The 23,778-nt window shown below is 46.3% G+C and carries 19 protein-coding genes; 15 read left to right on the forward strand and 4 right to left on the reverse strand.

The window, feature by feature from the left end; translation table 11 throughout:
- Positions 1-78 precede the first annotated feature (78 nt).
- From AC4PM4_RS01730 to AC4PM4_RS01740, 3 genes are all read left to right on the forward strand, one after another.
- Positions 79-3,321, forward strand: a complete 3,243-nt coding sequence (locus AC4PM4_RS01730; RefSeq protein ID WP_491612566.1) for a bifunctional cytochrome P450/NADPH--P450 reductase — start codon at positions 79-81, stop codon at positions 3,319-3,321.
- A 230-nt stretch (positions 3,322-3,551) separates the two neighbouring features.
- Positions 3,552-3,866 (forward strand): hypothetical protein, encoded by a 315-nt coding sequence (locus AC4PM4_RS01735; protein WP_063563548.1) that lies wholly within the window; start codon positions 3,552-3,554, stop codon positions 3,864-3,866.
- A 227-nt stretch (positions 3,867-4,093) separates the two neighbouring features.
- Positions 4,094-5,311 (forward strand): MFS transporter, encoded by a 1,218-nt coding sequence (locus AC4PM4_RS01740; protein WP_491612567.1) that lies wholly within the window; start codon positions 4,094-4,096, stop codon positions 5,309-5,311.
- Between the two features lie 106 nt (positions 5,312-5,417).
- Here the strand turns inward: AC4PM4_RS01740 and AC4PM4_RS01745 are convergent, their stop codons facing one another.
- A complete protein-coding gene (locus AC4PM4_RS01745) occupies positions 5,418-6,920 on the reverse strand; it encodes a carboxypeptidase M32 (protein WP_491612569.1) in 1,503 nt (500 codons plus the stop codon).
- 255 nt (positions 6,921-7,175) lie between these two features.
- On the opposite strand from AC4PM4_RS01745, the gene AC4PM4_RS01750 reads away from it, so the two are divergent.
- From AC4PM4_RS01750 to AC4PM4_RS01785, 8 genes are all read left to right on the forward strand, one after another.
- Entirely contained in the window at positions 7,176-8,783 is a 1,608-nt protein-coding gene (locus tag AC4PM4_RS01750; RefSeq protein ID WP_072732669.1) for an ABC transporter substrate-binding protein, read from the forward strand.
- Positions 8,784-8,874: 91 nt separating this feature from the next.
- The gene (locus tag AC4PM4_RS01755) at positions 8,875-9,825 is read left to right on the forward strand and encodes an ABC transporter permease (RefSeq protein ID WP_072732670.1); all 951 of its coding nucleotides are present in this window, start codon (positions 8,875-8,877) and stop codon (positions 9,823-9,825) included.
- Between the two features lie 16 nt (positions 9,826-9,841).
- Entirely contained in the window at positions 9,842-10,765 is a 924-nt protein-coding gene (locus AC4PM4_RS01760) for an ABC transporter permease (RefSeq protein WP_371121291.1), read from the forward strand.
- Entirely contained in the window at positions 10,743-11,759 is a 1,017-nt protein-coding gene (locus tag AC4PM4_RS01765) for an ABC transporter ATP-binding protein (RefSeq protein ID WP_072732671.1), read from the forward strand. Before AC4PM4_RS01760 ends, AC4PM4_RS01765 begins: the two co-directional genes overlap by 23 nt.
- Positions 11,737-12,726: an ABC transporter ATP-binding protein gene (locus AC4PM4_RS01770; protein WP_063563553.1), complete on the forward strand. Its 990-nt coding sequence runs from the start codon at positions 11,737-11,739 to the stop codon at positions 12,724-12,726. The genes AC4PM4_RS01765 and AC4PM4_RS01770 overlap by 23 nt, the downstream gene beginning before the upstream one ends.
- Before the next feature lie 15 nt (positions 12,727-12,741).
- Entirely contained in the window at positions 12,742-13,995 is a 1,254-nt protein-coding gene (locus AC4PM4_RS01775; protein ID WP_079694384.1) for a M20 metallopeptidase family protein, read from the forward strand.
- Complete coding sequence (locus AC4PM4_RS01780; RefSeq protein ID WP_079694383.1) at positions 13,988-15,694, forward strand: M28 family peptidase; 1,707 nt, start codon at positions 13,988-13,990, stop codon at positions 15,692-15,694. Before AC4PM4_RS01775 ends, AC4PM4_RS01780 begins: the two co-directional genes overlap by 8 nt.
- A 58-nt stretch (positions 15,695-15,752) precedes the next feature.
- A complete protein-coding gene (locus AC4PM4_RS01785; protein WP_491612570.1) occupies positions 15,753-16,517 on the forward strand; it encodes an SDR family NAD(P)-dependent oxidoreductase in 765 nt (254 codons plus the stop codon).
- 49 nt (positions 16,518-16,566) lie between these two features.
- Here the strand turns inward: AC4PM4_RS01785 and AC4PM4_RS01790 are convergent, their stop codons facing one another.
- The gene (locus AC4PM4_RS01790; RefSeq protein WP_218670775.1) at positions 16,567-17,484 is read right to left on the reverse strand and encodes a LysR family transcriptional regulator; all 918 of its coding nucleotides are present in this window, start codon (positions 17,482-17,484) and stop codon (positions 16,567-16,569) included.
- Between the two features lie 253 nt (positions 17,485-17,737).
- On the opposite strand from AC4PM4_RS01790, the gene AC4PM4_RS01795 reads away from it, so the two are divergent.
- From AC4PM4_RS01795 to AC4PM4_RS01805, 3 genes are all read left to right on the forward strand, one after another.
- Complete coding sequence (locus tag AC4PM4_RS01795) at positions 17,738-18,325, forward strand: TetR/AcrR family transcriptional regulator (protein WP_063563558.1); 588 nt, start codon at positions 17,738-17,740, stop codon at positions 18,323-18,325.
- A 63-nt stretch (positions 18,326-18,388) separates the two neighbouring features.
- Positions 18,389-19,870 carry a DHA2 family efflux MFS transporter permease subunit gene (locus tag AC4PM4_RS01800; protein WP_064640890.1) on the forward strand — a complete coding sequence of 494 codons (1,482 nt, stop codon included), beginning with the start codon at positions 18,389-18,391 and terminating at the stop codon, positions 19,868-19,870.
- A gap of 277 nt (positions 19,871-20,147) precedes the next feature.
- Entirely contained in the window at positions 20,148-20,801 is a 654-nt protein-coding gene (locus tag AC4PM4_RS01805) for a protein kinase family protein (RefSeq protein WP_491612572.1), read from the forward strand.
- A gap of 97 nt (positions 20,802-20,898) precedes the next feature.
- Here the strand turns inward: AC4PM4_RS01805 and AC4PM4_RS01810 are convergent, their stop codons facing one another.
- Positions 20,899-21,879, reverse strand: coding sequence for an alpha/beta hydrolase (locus AC4PM4_RS01810; RefSeq protein ID WP_491612574.1), 981 nt, complete (start codon positions 21,877-21,879; stop codon positions 20,899-20,901).
- Positions 21,880-22,145: 266 nt separating this feature from the next.
- On the opposite strand from AC4PM4_RS01810, the gene AC4PM4_RS01815 reads away from it, so the two are divergent.
- Entirely contained in the window at positions 22,146-23,117 is a 972-nt protein-coding gene (locus AC4PM4_RS01815) for an MBL fold metallo-hydrolase (protein WP_063563561.1), read from the forward strand.
- A 64-nt stretch (positions 23,118-23,181) separates the two neighbouring features.
- On the opposite strand, the gene AC4PM4_RS01820 is transcribed toward AC4PM4_RS01815, so the two are convergent.
- Complete coding sequence (locus AC4PM4_RS01820) at positions 23,182-23,763, reverse strand: LysE family transporter (protein WP_063563562.1); 582 nt, start codon at positions 23,761-23,763, stop codon at positions 23,182-23,184.
- Positions 23,764-23,778 lie beyond the last annotated feature (15 nt).

Consider the following 23,778-nt stretch of genomic DNA (forward strand, 5'->3'; position numbering starts at 1 on the left):
TTCATCCGTTAACGGTTTATAGTTTTATCAAATGATAGATATTACTATCATTTTAAACTCTGGGAGAGGGTGTTTAAAATGAGCATTGCAACTAACGTTCCACAGCCCAAAATGTACGGACCGCTCGGGAATCTGCCCTTGATTGATAAAGAGAAACCAACATTGTCCCTTGGACAGCTTGCTGAGGAATATGGACCGATATATCGACTGACCGTTCCTGGTTATTCCGGATTGATTGTATCTGGCCCAGATTTGGTGGCTGAGTTATGTGACGTGTCTCGTTTTGATAAATTTGTATACAATGAACTCGAAAATGTACGTGCCTTTGGAGGTGATGGTTTATTTACAAGCAGAACATCCGAGCCGAACTGGAAAAAGGCACATAATATTTTGCTTCCCACCTTTAGTAAACAGGCGATGAAGGGTTATCATCCGATGATGGTCGACATAGCCGAACAATTGATAAACAAATGGGCACGTTTGAATTCCAACGACACCATTGATGTAGCAGACGACATGACACGACTTACGTTGGATACTATTGGACTATGCGGTTTCAATTATCGATTTAACAGCTTTTACAGACAGGACCACAGTCCTTTTATCGAAAGTATGGTCCGTGCATTAAATGAAGCTATGCAGAAAAGCTCGCGTTTGAAAATCCAAAATCTGCTGATGGTGAAAACCAAACGACAGTTCGAGGAAGACATCCAAACGATGTTCTCATTAGTTGATCAGATTATTGAGGAACGTAAAGCAAGTGCTGCTCCTGAAGAGGTTGACTTGCTCGCTCGTATGCTGAATGGCAAAGATCCGGCAACCGGAGAAACGCTGGACGATGAGAACATTCGGTATCAGATTATTACGTTCCTCATTGCCGGACATGAAACGACGAGTGGTTTGTTATCATTTGCCCTTTATTTTTTGCTGAACAATCCAGAAGCACTTCAAAAGGCCTATGATGAGGTAGACCGGGTATTGGTGAGTGACTCACCACAGTACGAAGAAATCCTTCAGCTTCCTTATATCCGCATGATTCTTAGCGAATCGCTACGTCTATGGCCAACCGCCCCGGGATTTGACGTCTATGCCAAAGAAGACACCGTCATAGGTGGCAAATATCCACTGAAAAAAGGGGAGAGTTGCAGTATTCTTCTGCCTCAGCTTCACCGTGACAAAGGCGCCTGGGGAGAGGATGCAGAGCTATTCCGCCCGGAACGTTTTGAAGATACGACTCAAGTGCCTCACCATGCGTATAAACCGTTTGGCAATGGGGAGAGAGCGTGTATCGGCATGCAGTTTGCTTTATATGAAGCAACCCTTGTACTCGGTATGGTACTTAAACATTTTGAACTGGTAGACTATAGCAACTATCAGTTGGATGTGAAACAAACGTTAACGTTAAAACCAGGCGATTTTCGAATACAGGTGAGAGCACGGACCGTTTCACCGAAACTGAGTACATCTGTTGCTCGCTCGGATGAAAAGCCGAATCAGGATCAGGGTATGCATACAAATGTAGCTGGTCATAGTGCTATGAAGGAATCGATGACGACTTCCGTAAATGCCAATCCAACCATACTGGTTCTATACGGCTCCAACCTGGGGACGGCAGAAGGCATTGCCAGAGCTTTTGCAGATAAAGCTCGTTCCTATGGAATTCCAAGCGAAGCCGCAACATTGAATGAATGGATTGGCCGTCTGCCCAAAGAGGGGATCGTTCTCATCGTGACAGCTTCGTATAATGGTAAACCTCCGCAAAATGCAGCGGCATTTATCGAGTGGTTAAAGGAAGCCGAGTCAGAGAAGGTGCAAGGTGTGACCTATGCAGTTCTGGGCTGCGGGGATCGGAGCTGGTCCAGTACCTACCAGAGCATTCCTCGATTGGTCGATGAGAAGCTTGCGAGCTTGGGAGGCAACAGGCTGTTACCTCGGGGAGAAGCCGATGCAGGCAGGGATATGGAGAAACAAGTGGAAGAGTGGCAGCGGATGTTGTGGCCCCAAATGTTAAAAGCGTTGGGGATTAGCGAGGAATCTATGGAGCACTCCTCACGAAGTACAATTCAAATGAAATTTGTTCGCGAGAAAGCCGATCTGCCACTTGCACAAACCTACAATGCCAGCTATGCCACTATAGTGGTAAATGAAGAGCTTCAGGCCATGGATAGTGGGCGGAGTACACGTCATATTGAGATGCTGCTGCCTAAAGGCATGACCTATAAAGAAGGCGATCATCTTGGCGTATTGCCCCTAAATGCAGATGAAATCGTGAATCGCATCTTGCATCGTTTCGGATTAAAAGGGGACGTTCAGATCCAATTAACTTCGAACGAGACACAGTTGACACATCTTCCTCTGAACCGTTCTGTCAAAGTGAATGAATTGCTCCGTTCCTGCGTTGAGCTGCAAGCACCTGTTACAAGAACGCAGCTGCGGGAGTTAGCTAACAATACGGTGTGCCCACCTCATAAGCGTGAGCTGGAGGCGATGCTCGAAGAGAACAACTACAGGGAACATATACTTGAAAACAGAACTACCATGCTGGAACTGCTGGAAAAGTATGAGGCCTGTGAACTGCCGTTCGAAAGATTTCTTGAACTGCTGTCTCCACTCAAACCCAGGTATTACTCTATATCCAGCTCTCCACACTTTAATGCCAAGCAGGCGAGCATCACAGTGTCCGTTGTGAAAGAGCCTGCTTGGAGCGGCAACGGTGAATTCCGTGGTGTGGCTTCATCCTATCTGGCAGACTGCCAGACGGGAGAGAGTATTTCGATGTTTGTACGTACGCCAGAACCCGGATTTGAGCTGTCAGAAGAGCCGGATGTTCCAATTATTATGGTGGGTCCAGGGACGGGTGTTGCACCGTTCAGAGGTTTCCTCCAGGCCAGATCTGTGCTAAAAGAGAGAGGATTGCCACTGAGCGAAGCACATTTGTTCTTTGGTTGCAGGAATGATTCGGATTTCATATATCGTCAAGAACTTGAACAATACGAACAGGCAGGCATCGTCAAGCTACACACAGCTTTTTCACGTGTGGAGGGTAAGCCCAAAACGTATGTGCAGCATCTGATGAATCAGGAGTGGGGGCAGTTGCTCCATTTGCTTGATGAAAAAGGGAGAATCTACGTATGTGGTGACGGAAGCCAAATGGCTCCCGCCGTCGAAGAGACTTTGAGGCAAGCATACCAGAAGGCGAAAGGTGCAACCCTTCAGGAGGCAAAAGATTGGCTCAATCAGCTCCAGGCGGAGGGCCGTTACGTTCAGGACGTGTGGGCAGGTAAAAGACCCGTTGAATCGGCTAAAGCTCCTGTAATTTGAGACACGTTAAGATGGAGGCGGCGATAAGCCGCCTTTTTCTTATGTTGTAGGATGATGTGAGAAGAGAAAAGTTCAGTATGTGTTCACATCAACTAAGTTATATATTTAAAAATCAAATAATAGTTCACACATTTTACATCAAATATTTTCACTATATGACAAATATTACATTTTAATAGAAGCCTGTCTTATATGATAGAACTGTACTCCAAAACGAAAGGAAGATGAAGATGAAAAAGAAACTTATGGTCGGTCTTTTAACTGTCGTTGCATGTTTCACGCTAGGCTCTACATCTTTTGCAGCTAGTGTACCTTCAACTTCAACAAGTAGTTTACCAGAAAGTACACAAGTAGTTCCTTACGCACAAAAGTATATAACCTGGCAGACCATTCTACCCAAATCTCAATTCCCAACGCTTGGTGATATCCCGGTGACAGCAAGTTATAATGTTGATCCGTACAGGGGAATACTTACATTAAAATCAGTCGATGGTCAGACAGGCTATACGTGGACTGTTACCTATGAGGGCTATGTCACCTATTAATCAATTAATCATTGAATAATGCTACCTATCCGAAAAACAGCCGCTGATCTGGAGTTTCTCATCCAGATCGGCGGCTGTTTTAATTTGGCTGATACGATCTATTGACAAAGAAAAATTTTTGACGCAATATAATAAATGAACTTTATAAAGTATATAAATAAAGAAGTTTAATCAGCATTATTGTGTTTCAATTACTTTTAATTTATATGCAGGGAAGGGATCTATTTATGGCAACTTGGTTTCTTATCATTATCTACCTTGCGTTTATCAGTCTGGGGATTCCGGACTCCCTACTAGGTTCAGCCTGGCCCGTCATGTGGCCTGAACTTGGCGCTTCGTTTGGGTCAGCAGGAATTCTGTCAATGGTTGTTGCAGCGGGAACCATTGTTTCAAGCTTGGCAAGTGGCACGGTTATTCAAAAATGGGGAACAGGCAAGGTTACGTTAATTAGCTGTTGTCTGACTGCCGGAGCACTCCTTGGATTTTCCTTCGCACCTTCATTGGTATGGCTCGTCATTCTTGCCATTCCTCTGGGTCTTGGAGCTGGGGCCGTTGATGCTGCGCTGAATAATTATGTAGCAGAGCACTACAAGGCACACCATATGAACTGGCTGCACTGTTTCTGGGGTGTGGGCGCGACGACAGGGCCTATCATTATGTCGTATTACATTGCGGAACATCATTCCTGGAGAAGCGGGTATACAGCTGTAGCCGTCGTCCAGTGCTGTCTCGTCCTGATTTTGTTTGCCACGTTGCCGTTGTGGAAGCGTGTTGCTGCAAGTCGGGAGAGTGCGAGTCTGAATAACGAATCAGATCTTGTGCAAGCGGACAACACGTTAGTACAGAGTGAGAACAGACCCGAACGGAATGTATTGAAGATTAAGGGAGTCAAAAACTCACTGATCGCATTTCTGTTTTATTGTGGCGTGGAGACGACGGTCGGTTTATGGGGAGCCAGCTATCTGGTAGGAGCAAGAAACATCTCGGCAGAAACGGCTGCGGGATGGATCTCCTTATACTACGGTGGTATTACGATAGGCAGGTTGATAACAGGCTTTATCACGTTAAAAATAAAAAATCGAGTGTTAATTCTGGCGGGTCAAGTGACCGCCATTGTGGGTGGAATCATCTTGCTGCTTCCATTATCCATTTCGTTTGCACTGGCTGGATTTATGCTAATTGGATTGGGGCTTGCACCCATCTATCCCGGACTTCTGCATGAAACTCCAACTCGATTCGGCAAAGCGAATTCTGCCCGATTGATGGGATACCAAATGGCACTGGCGTACACAGGAACCACTTTGCTTCCTCCGCTTTTTGGCGTTCTCGCTGCGAAAACCAATATCGGATTTTTCCCGATGGTTGTACTTGTTTTCCTTATCCTGATGCTGGCCAGCTCGGAGCAAGTGAATCGTATTTTGAAGAAAAGGATTTTAAATGGGTAGAGCTGGTAGGGGGCAACAATCCATACAACATTCCATTTAAAAAATGATACACAAAAAAAGCGAGGAACTACTCTCGCTTTTTTTGTTGTGCAGAATCACACAATCATTACAGTTCATAGAGCTGCTCGTATTTATCCGTTAAGTAATGAATCAATGGAGCGGTATCAATTCTTTTACCGGTGATGGACTTGATTAGCTCGTCCGCCGATCTTGATTTACCATATTGATGAATATGAGTTGTTAGCCATCCGGTAATTGTCTCAATATGATCTGATTCAATCAAATGATCATAATCGGGAAGTTCGCGGCGGATGACTTTGTGTATTTGTGCTGCATAGACAAACCCAAGTGTATAGGAAGGGAATAATCCAAATCCTGCGCTCCAGTGTCCATCCTGTAAAATGCCTTCCAGATGAGTCGGGGGACGAATCCCCAGATATTCCTCATATTTATCATTCCATGCTTCAGGCAATCCTTCGTAATCCACTTCTCCAGCAATAATGGCTTGCTCCAACTCATATCGAATAATGAGATGCAGGTTGTAGGTAAGTTCATCGGCCTCAAAACGGTTAAACGTTGGTTTTACTGCATTTAAAGCAAAATAAAAGTCATCCAAACTCACATGGCCAAACGTTTCAGGTTTGATTTTTTGCAAAATAAAATAGTTGTTTTCCCAGAAGCCTTTATGTCTGCCAATGAATTTCTCGAAAAAGATCGATTGGGATTCATGAATGCCGTACGAAGTGAAGATCCCAAGTCCAGTATGTATCAGGTTGGGGTCAATATTCTGTGTATAGAGCGAGTGGCCTCCTTCATGTAAAGCACTCCACAAGGAAACGCGAACGTCATTTTCAACAAATTTGGCTGCGAGACGTGCATCGTAAGGATTGATGGCAGAACTGAACGGGTGCACGGTTGCACCGAATTGCCCGGCATCAAAGTCGTAGCGAATGGCTTGTAACAGCTCGATCCCAAGCTGCCGCTGCTGTTCAAGTGGGAAAGGATGGTTGAATATGGATGTGTCCGGTTGTTTAGCGGAAGAGGTGACACGACGGATCAGCGGTATTAGAGCGGATTTCAGCTCACTGAAAATGCGATCCAACGTTACCGTATCCAGGTCAGGATCAAACTGCTGCACGAGTGGGTCATATGCATGCTGCTCGTATCCCCAGTATCCGGCAAACTTCAAGCTTGCATTGAAGATCTGTTTCAAATGCGGAGCGAAAATGGAAAAATCATTGGCAGCTCTGGCTTCCAGCCAAGCGGCGTTTGCAAGACCTTGCTGCTGTACAAATGCCTGATATTCCTCTATCGGAATGGCACTCCAGCGTTTATACGTTTTCCAATGCTCTGCAATAATTCGCTTGGATAGCTCATCAAGTTCCTCTTGTTGTGCTGCTTCCTCTAATCGCAAACCGAATTCAGCATCGGTCTGTAACTTGAATAGTTCTCCGGCCAATGTTGCTTTGGCTCGTGCGGCGTAGGATGCGCCCTTTCGAGGTGCCCCTGTGCGAGCATCCCAGGCAAGCAGGGTTTGTACCTGTTTATAATGTTCAACCTTCTCGATATGTGCCGCAAGTGCAGCATCCAAGCGTTGTATCGTTGTCATGTTCGTGACTCCTTCCAGATAAAGGATGAAATTTAAGTTGTATATTACCATCGGAATAGTTGGAAGTACAGAGAATCACGCTTTTTCGTAGATTACAAAAAATGAATCAACACATTACGATTGCTTATTTTACAAAAGTCATCTGTTCCCTTAGCCTGAAAATACCAATTTTCACTAATCCGACATGAACACTTGTATATCATTCAGGACAGTGAAATTGGATTTAACATTATGCATGAGAGCGAGAGGGGTTACATGATGAGAAAACATACCAAGCCTGCTTTAATGATGATTCTGGCATTCCTGCTTCTGGCAGGTTGCGCTTCAGGTGGAGAAGGCCAGCAGAATACACAGGCCTCTTCAACAACCGGTGAAACTCCGGTGCAGCAGACATCGGCTGAAGGAAAGACAGGCGGCACGCTGAACATTGGCTATCCAACACAACCGGTCACACTGGATGCACATGTGTCTTCCAATACAGCGGTTAAGGATATTTCACGCGAGATCTACGAGCAGCTGGTAACGTTGGATAAAGATGCACAGGTTATTCCGCTGCTGGCTGAATCCTATGAGATCAGCGACGACAAGTTATCCTATACATTTCATCTGCGCCAAGGTGTGAAGTTTCATAATGGCAAGGAACTGCAAGCGGAGGACGTTGTCGCTTCCCTGAATCGCTGGATCAAACTGTCGAGTCATGGTAAAGCGAACTTTGTGGGTGCCGAGGCCAAAGAAACGGACCCGTATACTGTCGTACTTCAATTGAAAACACCTTTTCTGCTAACACTGCAACTTCTAGCTGATCCGATTCCCGCAGCGGCGATCTATCCGAAAGAAGTGGTTGATGAAGCAGATGATAAAGGTATCAAATCATTCATCGGTACAGGTCCGTTTCAATTGGAGGAGTGGAAGCAGGATCAATATATTCATTTGAAAAAATATGACGATTACTCCGCCCGGACCGAGCCGAGTGATGGAGCAGGCGGCAAAAAGGAAGCGTTGGTCGATGACCTGTACTTCCGCTTCGTAACAGACGAGTCAACCCGCCTTGCCGGGATTACTTCCGGGGAATACGACATTGCGCTGAATATCTCTGTGGATAATGAACAGCAGATTGCGGACAATCCCGACTTGCAAACCTTTCTCAGTCCGGGAGGCATGATTGGATATTTCTATAACAGTAATGACGGCTTGTTCAAGAACGTCAAACTTCGGCAGGCTGTCAATGCCGTTCAGAATGTGGATGACATACTGACATCGGCATTCCGTGATCCACAATTTTATGTGAAGACATCCTCTCTGGTTCTACCCGAATATCCGAATTGGTATTCAGAAGCAGGTAAGGAATCGTACAGCCAGGCTAACGCGGATAAAGCAAAGCAATTGCTTCAAGAAGCAGGCTATAACGGCGAAGAAATCAAAATTTTCACGACGAGAGATTATGTGGATCAATATAACGTAGCCGTTGTTTTGCAGCAGGAGCTGGAGTCGATTGGCGTCAAGGTTAAGCTGGATGTCTATGATTGGCCTACGTTGCAAGAAAAACTCGGGACAGGCACAGGGTGGGATATCTACCCGATGAGTTATGCATTCCGGCCTACGTTCTACCAGTATGCGTTTTGGGGAGGCGGTGCAGGGCTGCTAAAAAGCGAGAAACTGAGCGAGCTACTTCAAGGAATCCGGACGTCCGATTCAGTAGAGGCCGCAAGGCCGCTCATTGACGAATTGCAGCAATTTGTATGGACCGAAGTTCCATTCTCTCAGATCGGGCATACCAAACAGGTTACAGCGCTATCGAAAAATATCAGTGGTTTCCAGAACATTTTGGGCCCGATCTTCTGGAATACAACCAATAACAAGTAGTTATAAGGAAGGCAACGGATGAAAAGGCGTAGAATCGCTTCCACAGGAATACGCCTTTCCGTTTGCCATTGGAAAGTGAGGTGGCCCTCATATGGGTGGATATATTGTTCGTCGGTTATTGTCCTTGATACCTGTCCTTTTTGTGGTGGCAATCGTTGTGTTCTCTATCATTCATGTCACACCTGGTGATCCCGCTGCGATTCTACTGGGTGAAGAGGCGAGCAAAGCCGATATCGATGAGCTAAGAAGCAAGCTGGGGTTGGACAGACCAATCTATGAGCAATTCGGCATTTGGTTGCTGGGGCTGTTATCCGGCAATTTGGGGGAGTCCATCTTTCTGGACAAGCCTGTGACAGAGGCTTTTTTTGAACGACTGGCGCCTACATTGTCCCTTGCGATCATTGCCCAGGTGATTGGTGTGTTTCTTGCCTTGTTCCTCGGCATTACAGCGGTCAAGCGAAGAGGGACCATCGTGGACCAATCGGTGATGGGTTTCTCCATGCTGGGCATCTCCATTCCGAGTTTTCTGTTGGGTTCACTGCTGGTCATGTTCTTTAGCGTGAAGCTGCGCTGGCTTCCCGTTGCAGGGTATCAACCGTTAAGTGAGGGGCTATGGCAGCATATCAAATACCTGTTGCTCCCTGGCATCGTGCTCGGCATCATTCAGGCAGCGCTCATTACCCGAATGACAAGATCCTCCGTCCTGGATGTGATGTCCGGCAATTTTATCAAAACCGCCAAAGCCAAGGGTGTCAGAGAAAAAACGATCGTATATACACATGCGTTACGCGTTGCATTCATCCCTATTCTCACAGTTATTGGTGAATCGTTCGGTGGGCTCGTTACTGGTGCTGCGGTTATAGAAACGCTATTCAATATCCCGGGAGTGGGGCAGCTCATCGTCAATTCGATTAGTCGAAGAGATTACTCGGTTATTCAGGGCTCTGTGCTGCTAGTCACGGTAGCTTATGTGTTTGTAAATCTAATCGTTGATTTGTTGTATGGTTTGGTCGATCCACGAGTTCGATTAAGCAAGAAATGAAGGGGGTGGAGACAACTTGATAACCAATCCGGATACCACCATCGCTACGTCAGGACTTCACAAAAGGAAGAACAGGCGCATCGTATTCAGACGCTTTATGCATAATCAGTTGTTAACCACAGGGGCGGGAATTCTGCTTGTTGTTGTGCTTCTGGTAATCATGGGGCCGATACTTACACCATACGGGCCGTTACAGATTGATCCGGTGAATCGACTCAAAGGCCCCAACGGGCAGCACATATTTGGCACAGATAACTTTGGACGTGATGTATTCACTCGCGCCGTATACGGTTTGCGTATTTCAGTTGCGGTTGGTTTTGCTGTTACGGTTGTATCTTCATTGATCGGCATGATTGTTGGGCTGTTATCTGCAAGTTATTCGGTACTGGATCATATCTTTATGCGCATCTGTGATGGTTTGTTTGCTTTTCCGTCCATTTTGCTTGCCATCTCCATTATGGCGGCTCTTGGCCCGAATCCAGGCAATGTCATTATCGCTCTAAGTATTATCTTCATTCCATCGATGGCCCGAATTATTCGTTCCAAGGCGCTGGTCATTCGGGAATTAACTTATATCGAAGCATTACATGCACAGGGAGCAGGCAGCTGGCGCATCATCTGGATTCATATGGCGCCCAATACGCTGTCTCCGCTCATAATCCAATCCAGCTTTATTTTTGCCGTATCGATCTTGACGGAAGCTTCTCTAAGTTTTCTTGGAGCAGGTATTCCTTCCCCGTCCCCAAGTCTCGGGAATATGCTTTTTGACGGGAAAACGGTGATTTACAACGCTTGGTGGATGACTGTCTTCCCAGGCATTTTCCTGGTGCTCGTTGTACTGGGTCTGAACCTGTTCGGCGATGGCCTTAGAGATCTGCTCGACCCACATGCGAATAAGGTGAAAAGGGGGAGACGTCGTGGGAAAACAACCGCTGCTTGAGGTGAAGGACCTGAAAGTGTCCATTTCAACCGAAAAAGGAACCATTCACCCGGTGGAAGGTGTTTCCTTCCACGTCCTTGCCGGGGAGACGTTGGGCATCGTAGGTGAGTCCGGCTGCGGGAAAAGCGTAACCGCCGAATCCATTCTTAGACTGTTTGATGAAGATTACGTGGATTACTCGGGTGAAGTCCTCTACGAAGGTACCGATCTCTTAAGCTTGTCCAAAAGACAAATGGAACGCATACGTGGCAATGAACTCTCCATGATCTTTCAAGACCCCATGTCTTCCCTGAATCCGGTTCAGACGATTGGCAAACAAATTGCCGAGAGCTTGAAGTTGCATCAAGGCATGAATGGCAGACAGGCGCGTTTGGCTGCCGTGGACCTGCTGCGTATGACAGGTATTCCCTCACCGGAGAAGAGGGTAGATGAACATCCGCATGAAATCTCCGGAGGGATGCGACAGAGGGTCATGATTGCCATGGCGCTTGCCTGTAATCCGAAACTGCTTATTGCAGATGAACCGACGACGGCACTGGATGTGACGATTCAGGCGCAAATCCTAGAGCTGATTGAAAGTCTGCAAGCGAAGACGGGACTTGGTGTCATCCTGATTACACATGACCTGGGTGTAGTCGCAGAGACGTGTACAAGAGTGGCTGTCATGTATCTTGGACAGGTCGTGGAGGAGGCAAGCGTGGACGATTTATTTTTCAATCCCCAGCATCCGTATACGTCAGGTTTAATGAAATCCATTCCTCGTATTGATGGCGAACAGCACAGCAAGCTTCACGTCATTGAGGGAACGGTACCCGCGCTGCATCAGGTTCCAACAGGCTGTCGATTTGCTCCAAGATGCGCTTATGCGGATGAACAATGCTTACGAGCAGCGCCTTCCTTGAAACAGGTGGACGAGAACCATTCGGTACGCTGCTGGTATCCCGGAATAGCAACGATTCAGGAGGAGACACATGAACTCGAAATCATTGGTTGAGTCGAAGCCGCTGCTACAGGTTAGCAATCTGAACAAACATTTCCCTGTGCGATCTTCTTTTGGCAGAACCAAGGGGCAAGTCAAGGCCGTCAACGGGGTATCCTTTGACATCCACACAGGACAAACCTTTGGCCTGGTGGGCGAATCCGGCTGCGGTAAAAGCACACTCGGTCGGTCGATTCTCAGACTTGTTGAGCCAACATCAGGGGAAGCATTTTATGAGGGCACGGATATTCTGGGGTTAAGCAAAAAAGAACTGCGAAGCTATAGGCAGCATATGCAGATGGTATTTCAGGATCCATACACCTCGCTGGACCCTCGTAAACGCATTGGCTACTCCATTGAAGAGCCGCTATTAATCCACAAGAAGGGCAACAAACGGGACAGAATGGAAACAGCCATGTCGTTGCTGCGCAAAGTTGGATTCAGTGAAGAACATTACGAGCGGTTCCCCCATGAATTCTCAGGTGGTCAGCGTCAAAGGCTGGGCATCGCCAAAGCGTTGGCCCTTGGACCGAAGCTCATTATATGTGATGAACCCGTATCAGCGCTGGACGTATCGATTCAATCCCAAGTCATTAATTTGCTGGAAGAGGTCCAAGAAGAGCTCGGCATTTCTTATTTATTCATTGCACATGACCTTAGCGTTGTACGCCATATTGCCGACCGTATTGGTGTGATGTATTTGGGCGAGATGGTGGAGCAGGGGCCCGCGGAAGCCTTGTTCGCCGATCCTCTGCATCCTTATACCAAATCATTATTGTCTGCGGTACCGATCCCGAATCCCCGTGCCAAAAGGGAAAGAGTTGTATTAAGCGGTGAGATTCCATCGCCACTTCATCCACCTGCGGGCTGTGTTTTTCATACCCGATGCCCATACGTTATGGAGACATGCCGACAGGTCGTTCCACAGAAAAGATTCGTCGCTCCAGACCGTGAAGTGCAGTGTCATTTATACGATGAATAGAGGAGGAATGAAACAATGAGTTTTCGTAGTTCAGCCGAAAAGTGGAAGGACGAGGCTATACGGCTTCGCCGCCATATTCACCAGAATCCTGAGCTTGGTCACCAGGAGTTTGAAACAGCCAAGCTGGTTGCTCAATTTTTGGAGGATGCTGGTCTCGAAGTAGAGACGGGTGTAGGCGGCACAGGGGTTGTTGGGCTTTTGAAAGGTGGACGCGAGGGAAGAACCATTGGAATTCGTGCCGATATGGATGCACTGCCTATCGTAGAGCAGACAGGATTGCCGTTTGCCAGCGTTCGCGAAGGGGTGATGCATGCTTGTGGGCACGATGTGCATACTGCCATTCTTCTTGGAACAGCAGCGGCATTAAGTGAGCACAGGGATGAGCTTCAGGGAACAGTGAAGTTTATATTCCAGCCTGCAGAGGAAGTTCAGGGAGGCGCAACGGATCTGATTGCTGCAGGTGTTTTGCATAATCCGGAAGTGAATGCGATCATTGCGCTCCACGTGTGGCCGGATTTGCCTGCTGGCAAGATTGGTTTGAGAAAAGGGGCCATGCTGGCAGCGGCAGATGCTTTTGATATTCGAGTGACGGGAAAAGGTGGACATGCTGCCTATCCACATCGAACCATCGATCCGGTCATCATTGCTGCCCAGATTATAACTGCGTTGCAAACGGTAGTATCCCGAAACCTGTCTCCACTTGATTCTTCCGTCATCTCGATTACGAAACTGCAAAGCAATAGCAATGCGTATAACGTTATCGCTGGGGAGGTTCAACTCAGAGGTACCATTCGTACGCACAATCCTGAGACGCGTGAAGCTGTGCCCGTATATATGAAGCGCCTCATTGAGGCCATTGCCGAAGGGTTCGGTGGTAAAGCGGAATTTGATTACTACCGCGGCGGTTCTCCTGTAATAAACGATGATTATATCGTCGATGTGATTGAACAGGCAGCGGAAGATACTATTGGCCGGGAGGCCGTGGTGTATCTGAAGGAGCCATCCATGGGCGCCGAAGATTTTGGTGCGTATCTCGAATTTGTGCCGGGTGCCATATTCCGACTCGGCACAATAACAGAAGAAGATGCCCGTTCAGAGCTTCCCCTTCACAGTGATTCCATTATTTTTGATGAGCAAGCGATTGTTACAGGAATATCGGTTCTTGGAGAAACAGCCATCCGTTATTTGAACCAGAGCAGTGATGATGAATCAAGGGTTGCCCTGGGTGTTGCAGCAGGCAATGAGGAGAGAGGGAATCGACATGACTGAGTTGAAGCAACAGTCGGAGGTGCACTCCATACTGCATGAGATCGACCGTGATCTCCTGCTTGAATATAACAGACAGATTGCGAAGGAGATTCGTTTGTCGGGTTCCGAAGAGGAACTACGGGCTTTCCATTATATTAAGGAACAGCTTGAGGATTTTGGGTTGACCACCGAGCTTACGTTTAACAAAGCCTACATCAGTATCCCTGTCAGAGCAGAACTTAAGGTCGGCGGCATTTCTTTTGCAGCTATTACGCACTCCATGTCAGCCAAGACGGAACAGTTGAGCACACTTCTGAGATTCATTGAGCTAATGGATATAGACCAGACCGACTGGGCCAATCAAGTGACAGGTCATGCGGTGGTCGTTCATGGGCTTGCGAATGGGCCCACGATTTATCGTTTGCAGCAGTTGGGTGCAGTAGCGGTCATATTTATCAATAGCGGTCCGTACACGCATGAAATGATCGTTTCCTCCGTGTGGGGAAATCCGACACCAGAGGATGATGGCTATCCGTCTATTCCGGTTCTGTCGGTCAACCATTCAGATGGAGAGCAGATCAAGTCTTTAATCGCCGTGGAAGAAAGAGAGAATGTAGAGATTACGTTGACCGCGGAAGTGCGCACAGACTGGGTGAACATTCCGACCTTGATTGCTGAGATAAAGGGGACGGAAGAACCAGAATCCTTTGTGTTGTTTAGCGGACATGTGGATTCATGGCATTATGGGGCGATGGATAACGGCTCCGCCAATGCCGTCATGGTGGAGACGGCACGGGTATTATCATTGCATCGTAACACGCTGCGGCGCTCCGTTCGGTTCGCATTTTGGTCAGGCCATTCCCACGGCAGATATGCCGGCTCTGCATTATACAGCGATCTTCATTGGGAAGATTTGCACGAAAACGGGGTGTTGCATATCAATATTGATTCCGTGGGCGCCAAGGGAGCGAGTCACCTCGGTGCAGCCAATACAATGTCAGAGACACGGACACTATGTGCTGATGCCATACGCACCGTAACGGATGAACCTTTTCGCGGTTCTCCGTTTGGAAGGTCGGGAGATCAGTCTTTCTGGGGTGCTGGACTTCCGTCTGCTTTTATGGGGCTGTCCTATCAGCCTGAGGGCTGGTTTGGCTGGTGGTGGCATACGACAGAGGATACGCTGGATAAAATTGATGGAGATTATCTGGCCCGTGATTGCAAAGTGTACGTAGCTGCCGTCTATAATGCTGCCTCTGCTCCCATTATTCCAATTGATCAGAGACACGCGATCCGAACCCTTTCCGAACGAATGGGCTATTATAGAGAGCTTATCGGAGACAAGCTTGATCTTTCGCGCTTAACAAGCAGGGTCCAGCAGCTACAGAATGCCACAGACCATTTCTATGACCGGATAGGTTCCTCGTCCCTGGCGGATGCTTCTGTTACAGAAGCGAACCGAACGATATTGTCACTTAGCAGATGGCTGGTTCCCATCAATTATGTTCGAGGCAGCCGGTATGATCATGATGCGGCAGGCAGTCATACACTTGTGCCTGCGCTGTCAGACATCGAACTTCTGGCGGTAGCCGAAGTAGGCAGTGAAGCCTTTTTCAGACTCCAAACATCACTTATACGTCAGGTGAATCGAATTGGCTATGAGATAAAGCAGGCAGAGCGACTTGTCGTGGAGGCCGGAAAGAATCTCGTTTGGAATTAACCCAAGGTGAAGCAGACTGTTTACAGCAAGAACATCATGGTATAGAGGAGCGACAGTCATGCCGGAACGAACATTTGCAGGGAAAAAGGTAGTTATTACTGGAGCGGCAGGTGTATTTGGCCAATGGATTGCACAAGCATACGCCGCCGAAGGCGCGAGCCTTTATCTGTCCGATATCCGGGAGGATGCACTAAGGAATACAGTAGATGAGCTGAAGCAGGAGGGAGTGGATGTTCATTGGCATGTAACGAATCTTGTGGATGAAAAGTCCATTAATGAATTGGTTCAAGCGGTCGAACAGCAATGGAAAGCGCCGGATATCGTCATCAATAATGCGGGAATATATCCATACCGCACACTCATGAACATGACGCTTCAACATTGGAATGAGACGATGGATCTAAATCTGGCAGCACCATTTCTGCTTACTCAGCATTTTGCCAAACAGATGATTGCGAGCGAGGTCGAAGGTTCCTTCATTAATATAAGTTCTGGGGCAGCTTCCACCGCAGGTGTCGGCATGGGGAATTATTCGGTTTCGAAAGTAGGAATCGAGATGCTGACCAAAACCTTTGCCCTGGAGTTGTCCCCCTATCGCATTCGGGTAAATGCAGTTGTGCCGGGTTATGCACCCGGCAGTGAGGTTAGTGTGATGACGAAGGAGCATACGGAACATATGATTAACATTACACCGCTAGGCCGAACATCAGGTCCAGATGACGCTCCCCAAGCGATATTGTATCTGACTTCTGACCAGGCTTCATTTATTACAGGCAGCATACTAACGGTAGATGGTGGACGCACGGCAGGCAGACTCAAGTAGTAGTTTGCGCCCTGAAAAAGAAAATAGAATGGCAGCTGGTGAGTCAATTCTATGGCATAGCCAGCTGGGAAGGGAGTTCAAATTCAGGAACATATAAATTGCTCTGAAGCAGCGCAGCTCGAATGTCTAGCATCAGCTTTTCGCTCGCGGAACCAAGCGGTATATTTCGCTTACGCAAAATGCCTGCAATGGGCCCAACCTTGAGATCGGCAATTTTTTGGATAACTGTACCGGGAATGGCTGGGCAGATTGTTGCAATCGGAGCGATGGTTATGCCTAATTTGGCTTGTACATAATATTTGTGAGATCGGATATTACTTATTTCGATTCCCTGATAATCGCTGTCGATTTTCTCGGCCAATAGCTGCTCAATACGGATGCGAATCGGGCAATTAGGGGGTGTGAATAGGAATTGTTGTCCTTTCAGATCTGCCAAATGGATTTCATCACCCTGAGCAAATGGATGTGAATCATACAACAGCAATGCCATCGGTTCAAAAAGCAGCGGTTGAAACTCGGTTTCCATACTCGTCTCAGGAGAAGGGCAGACGGCAAAGTCAAGCTGCTCATCAATTAGCAGTTCATTAAGCAGCTTACTGTCCCCGATGCGCACACTGAGCTTAATCTTGGGATTCTGTTTTACAAAAGAAGACAGAATAGCAGGAAGCCGATGGCTGGCTGTTGGCTCAGATACTCCGATTCGTACAAACCCCGCTTGTCCCTGTTGAATGTCGGTGATCGTATTTGTCAAATACTCGTATTCCTTCAGAAGTTGATCGGCTCTGGCGTAAAATATTTTCCCCGCTTCCGTCAATTTAATCTTTTTGCCTCTATCCAGTAATTTCATACCCAGATCAGCCTCAAGTTTCTGCATATGCAGCGTAATGGCGGGTTGTGAATACTGCAAAGCTTCTGCTGCCTGTTGAAAGCTCCCGAGCTTTACAATCGTTTGAAAGGTCTTGATCATTCGCATTTCCATGGCAAACACCTTTCTATTCATTATTGTAATGATCAGTATATCATGGTTAATGTATACTATCCCAATAGGATATTATGTTTTTATAATGTTATCAAGGATAATTTGCTCCCTGTTCTTTCCGTGCACTGAATTGATAGCGCTATCACGAATATTGGCCGAAATATAAGGGTTGACAGTGTTTTTCGAAACGGTTTTAATTATATAGACCGATTGTTATAATTCATTTAAGGATGTGGCTTTATTGAGTGAAAAGTCTAATGCTAGAGAACTAATCGTCAGCACAGCAGCCAGACTGTTTTTTTCACAAGGATATCATGCGACCGGTCTAAATCAGATTATTAAGGAGAGCAGTACGCCAAAAGGCTCGTTATATCATTATTTCCCACATGGCAAAGAAGAGCTCGCTCATGAGTGCATTCAAAAAGCCAATGAAAACATTCTGCAGAAGTTTGAAGAAGTGTTTGCTGCTCATGATAATACGGGGGATGCCATTCAGCAATTTATTCATGACTTAGCCATTGAAACGGAGGCGGCAGGTTTTACGGGTTTTCTTCCATTTAGTTTCTGGGCAGCCGTGGAGACCTCGTGCATCAGTCAACAATTGCGAATTGCCTGTCAGGACGTGTTTGCAGGATGGCAGCAAATCATTACGAAACATCTGATTTTGGATGGCATAGGTGAAAAGAAAGCACAAGAGATGGGACTACTCGTCATTTCCTTAATGGAGGGCGCATTAATTATCAGCCTGACCAACCAGGACAAACAGCCTTTGCTGACGGCTGCTGATTATTTGTCCGTTGTGGCGAAGAATGCAAAAGAGAAGCAATAAGCTTCGTAAAGAGAAATAGAAATCGTCAGATTGTTTGAGGAGGATGGGATCGTGGAGGCTTCCATGAAGGCTGGTTCTGTACAGGATCAACAAGAAACAAAACAATATAAAGTATTTCCGATTTTATTCGCCATGTTACTTAGCGGCTTTATTGGTCTGTTCGGTGAAACGGCACTAAATGTGGCATTGACACCGCTTATGGGCTTGCTCGAAGTTGGACCTACTACCATTCAGTGGTTAACGACAGGTTATTTGCTCGTTTTGGGTATTTTGGTGCCGGTTTCCGGTATGCTGTTACAATGGTTTTCGACGAGACAGTTGTTCACGACTTCTCTGATTTTTTCGATTGCAGGAACGATAGTTGCTGCTATTGCACCGAGCTTTGAAATTCTGTTGGTGGCGCGGGTATTGCAAGCTATAGGTACAGCTCTGTTACTGCCACTAATGTTCAACACTATATTGGTTATCTTCCCGATTGAAAAGCGTGGCGCTGCCATGGGATTGATCGGTTTGGTTATCATGTTTGCACCAGCAAGTGGACCGAGTATCTCGGGTCTGATTCTGGCCAATCTGAGCTGGCACTGGATTTTCTGGATCTCCTTGCCGTTCTTCATTATTTCATTGGTATGCGGCTTGCTGTTCTTACCGAATATCTCGAAGCTGACCAAGCCCAAAATTGATGTTCTTTCCATTGTGCTCTCCACACTTGGTTTTGGTGGTATCGTGTACGGATTCAGTAGTGCAGGAGGACATGGGGAAAGTGGCGGTGGCTGGACCAGTCCTATCGTTGTAGCCACACTGGTTATTGGAGTATTATCTTTGCTGCTGTTCAGCATCCGTCAATTGAGAATGAAACAGCCGATGATGGATCTGCGGGCGTTTAAATATCCAATGTTTACAGTTGGCTTGATTCTGATCTTCCTTTGTATGATGATGATGTTGTCATCCATGCTGATCCTGCCGATGTACCTGCAACAAGGTATGGCGGTTACGGCTCTGACTGCCGGTCTGGTTCTGCTGCCGGGCAGCTTGCTGAATGGATTCTTGTCCCCGGTTATGGGGCGTCTGTTTGACAAATTCGGTCCGAAGTGGCTTGTGATTATCGGTCTTGCGATCGTAACTGTTGTACTCTTCTTGTACACTGGAATCACTCCGACAACGACTCTGGGCAAGATTATTACGCTGCATATCTTCATGATGATCGGGATTTCAATGATTATGATGCCTGCACAAACCAACGGCTTGAATCAATTGCCACCTGATTTCTATCCTCACGGAACGGCGATTATGAATACATTGCAGCAGGTATCCGGAGCTATTGGTACAGCTGTTGCGGTAAGTATACTGAGCGCAGGTCAGACCCGCTTCTTGAGCGGTGTGACGGATCCTGAGAGCCCAGAGAATCAGTTGGCAGGTTTCACATCCGGTGTACAAAATGCATTTATTTTCGCACTGGTTCTTGCTGTGATTGGTCTGATCACTTCACTCTTCGTAAAACGAGTTAAGGTCGGTGCTCAGCAGGGCCAACAAGGTCCTATGCATTAATTAAAAGTCATATAAGAAATGAAACGATGCTCTCTCTTCAATAGAGGGCATCGTTTTTTTGTACCTTGACATGAAACGGGTTCCATCCATTAGAGTGAAAATAAACCTGACAGTCGAAAAGAATAAATCTCGATGTTGGAAGCAAATAGTTCATGTTCTGGTGAAATTGTATATGTTCATATGGAATTTTAAAGATAATATAGAGAGTAGATTAATGAATGATAACGGATAGAGGAAAACGTTTTAGAGTGTATTTTATAATCGAGGAGACGTCTTTATGAGAATCGTTAAATCAATTCCTGCGAATATTGAACAATTGCTAGATCGTTATGAGAAAAATGGTCATCTGACCATGCAAGCTTCACTAATGGGAAAGCAGTCGGTTGTTTATCGTTTACAAGAGTACTGCCTTAAGGTATATACTCCTCGTGGAAAAGTGGATGGAGAATTTGAATGTGAGGCGCTCTTATCATTGCAAAACAACCTTCATGTTCCCGAACTGTATGCGTACGCTCCTGGGAATTTTGTGCTGACAGAATGGATCGAAGGATTCAATCTGAGACAATATCGGGCAACGTATGGACACATACCGCACAATCTAATATATGATATGTTTTCAACAGAACTTCAGCAGATTCAGGCAGGTTATCGTGATTGGGATGTCATTCGATATGAGAATTTGTTATGGACTGCAACAGGGGAGGTCAAACGAACTGATTTTTGGCTATGTGAACCTGTTAGTTGCCTGCGGATTCGAGAGCGATTACAACAAGAGATTATTCGAAAGATTGAGCGGATATACAGCGGTGATGGAGCTGACCTGGGGGAGATCGTGCATTATTTTGATCGACACGGTCTCACGACCACGGAGGTCCAAGAGGCATTAGCACATTTCAGATCGCTAACACCGAGGATGGCACTAGCACAGTAACGGCACTAACGAAATAAAAACCCTGACGATTACCAGAATCGTTAGGGTTTTATTTTGAAACGAATTGTACTGCTTGTTTAGCGTTTGTTCAGGGAATCTACTTCTTGACCAGTTCCAATATTTCATTGGCAACAAGATCCGGGTGATATTGATGAATATAATGCTCGGTATCCATAACAGTTACATGTTTGGAATGTTCCGACCAGGACGTAAATTCAGCTTGGGTTTTATCCCATATCGGCTCACTGGCTCCGAAGTAATCTGCTGTCAGTATGGTAAGTGGAAACGGGAAGGGCTTTTTGTTGTCGACGACAACCTTGGCATTGGCTGTCATTTCACGCAACTCATCCACGGTGTTGGCATTCCCATAGTTAAGCAATAGAGCCGTGGTATCTATTTTCTTCAGATCATCTGGTACAAACTTCAGGCCGTTGCGATTGGCATTGGAAGCTTCCACAACAGCGTCAGACTGTAAAGTCAACCGAAACAAACCCGTTTTGATCCGGAATTGGTTCATGAAGCCACCAATCACACTTGCTATATCGTCAGTGTCATTGGCGTAATATTCCGGACTTCCCCCATCCAACATGACAATACCTTGAACTTCATCCGGATATTTTTGCGCAAACCGGAGTGTTTCCAGCGAACCGAGGGAGTGGCCCACCAGAACGTATGGTGGCTTTTGCCCAGATACCTCTAATAACTCGTGCAATTCATCTGCCACGGTATCGACATCGCGTTTCTTATCGGTCATATCGCTATAACCATAACCAAAGCGATCGTAAACCGCGAATTTCGTATAGGGTGCAAGCTTTTCGTAGAGCGGATAAAAGTCTACATAAGGATCAGCTGTGCCCCACCCGGATGCAAGGACAACTGTTGCATCTCCTTGACCACCCGTATATAAATGCATATTGTCACCATGTATGCTGTAGAGCTTGCCAGGCGGAATAAATGTTTTCTGATCCTGACGGGTACTCACTTGTTGATAGATCAAGCCCGTAACCAGAAGGAGAAGTAAAGCCACTGCTCCGAATATAAACGTCTTAAATAATCTTCTGCGAAATTTTTTCATCATCTCTCACATACTCTCTCTGTATTTTCTCTATCATATATGCCCAATCTTATTGGAGAGAAAACAGAGTCTTAATTCCACCTTAATTTTCGAATTGGTCCATTGGCTCCATTGAAATGAAGTTAATTGAAATATTACATTCAGATAACCGAAGGCGAATTGATTATAAACGAGCAATGATTTAATATAAAGGCTAATATTGCTCCTGTTTTACTCAAGATTGAATGATCGCTCGAATGATTGATTATAGAGAACAGAAGGTATGAATAATGACAAAATACGAAAATCAGGTTCCGACATCCGCAGGTATGAGCTTCAGCTCCCTCGTGAGCATGTTGAAAGATTCCATGCGGAAAAGTATAGAGCGAAGACCTGCGGGTAACATTCCCGTAGAAAAATATGAACCAGCGGAATCGTTAAATGTATCCGATCATCCGCAGGTAACATGGTTCGGTCATTCGGCTTTTTTGCTTGAGATCGAAGGACACAGATTGCTCTTTGATCCAATGCTGGGCAACCGTCCATCTCCTGTATCTTGGGCGGGTACGAAACGATACAGCACTAACCTGCCAATTCAACCCGAGGACTTTCCAGCCTTGGATGCGATCATTATATCGCATGACCATTATGATCATCTGGACTATTCCTCTATCCGCAGATTGAAAAATAAAACACAGCGGTTTATCGTCCCACTCGGCGTGCGTCGAAGACTAATTCAACTGGGTGTGCCCTCGGAACAGATTACCGAACATAACTGGTGGGATGAGCTATCCTTCAAAGGTCTGACATTAGCCTGCACGCCGGCGCGGCATTTCTCGGGCAGAGGGTTGTTGGACCGCAATTCGACACTGTGGTGTTCGTGGGTTATTGCTGGACAAGAAACGAAGGTTTTCTTTAGCGGCGACAGCGGATACGGTCCTCATTTTAAGGAAATCGGCAGTAAGTATGGACCCTTTGACCTGACCCTGATGGAATGCGGACAATATGATGAGCGTTGGTCCAACATTCATATGATGCCGGAAGAAACGGTACAGGCTCATTTGGATGTAAGGGGAGGGCTGCTCATCCCGATTCATTGGGCAGCATTTACGTTGGCCTATCATGCCTGGAACGAGCCGATTGAACGAATCACCAAGGCTGCACATGCCCTGAATGTCACCATTGCAACACCCAAAATCGGTGAGAAGGTTGTGCTGCATACGGGAGCTTACCCAAGCCAACCGTGGTGGAGATCAAACTGAGGTAATTTGAAATAAACATAAAAGCGTCCAGCCATTCGATGGGAGGACGCTTTTTCTCTTGCATTTATTTTAAAATCGATAGGGCGCTATAGATGAGCAAAACACCCATTAGAATATTAAAAGGACGTTCATATTTCAGTAAAAAGCTCTGAAATAACATACCGCATAACCCCCAAGTCATATTGGCACTAATGCCAATGATGGTTAGAAGTAACGAAAATACGATCATATGAACATGAGAGTCTCCAAGAGGCATAACAAATACCGAGATGGCCGTAAGACCATACAGAATGACTTTAGGGTTGATGAATTGCAGGGTGAAGCCAAAGAGAAACGTAAAACGATTGACCTTTGGATCTTTGGCATTTGCAGGTTTACTTCGCATGATTTTGATCGCCAAATAGATCATGTATACACACCCCAATATGTTCAGGGCCGGTTTGATCCTAGGGATGTATTGATGCAGAATAAGGTTGAAATAACTAGACAGGAACATAATAAGCAAGCAGCCAGCTGCTACGCCGGCAATAAACGGAATAATTTTTTTGAATCCCTCGTTTCTTGCGTGAGTCATGGCGATGATGTTGTTGGGACCCGGTGTGAATGAAGCAACGATTGCGTAAGTCAGTAACGGAATGATATTCATAAGTCCTCCACATTT

The organism is Paenibacillus sp. MDV22-iso6, from assembly GCF_058408365.1.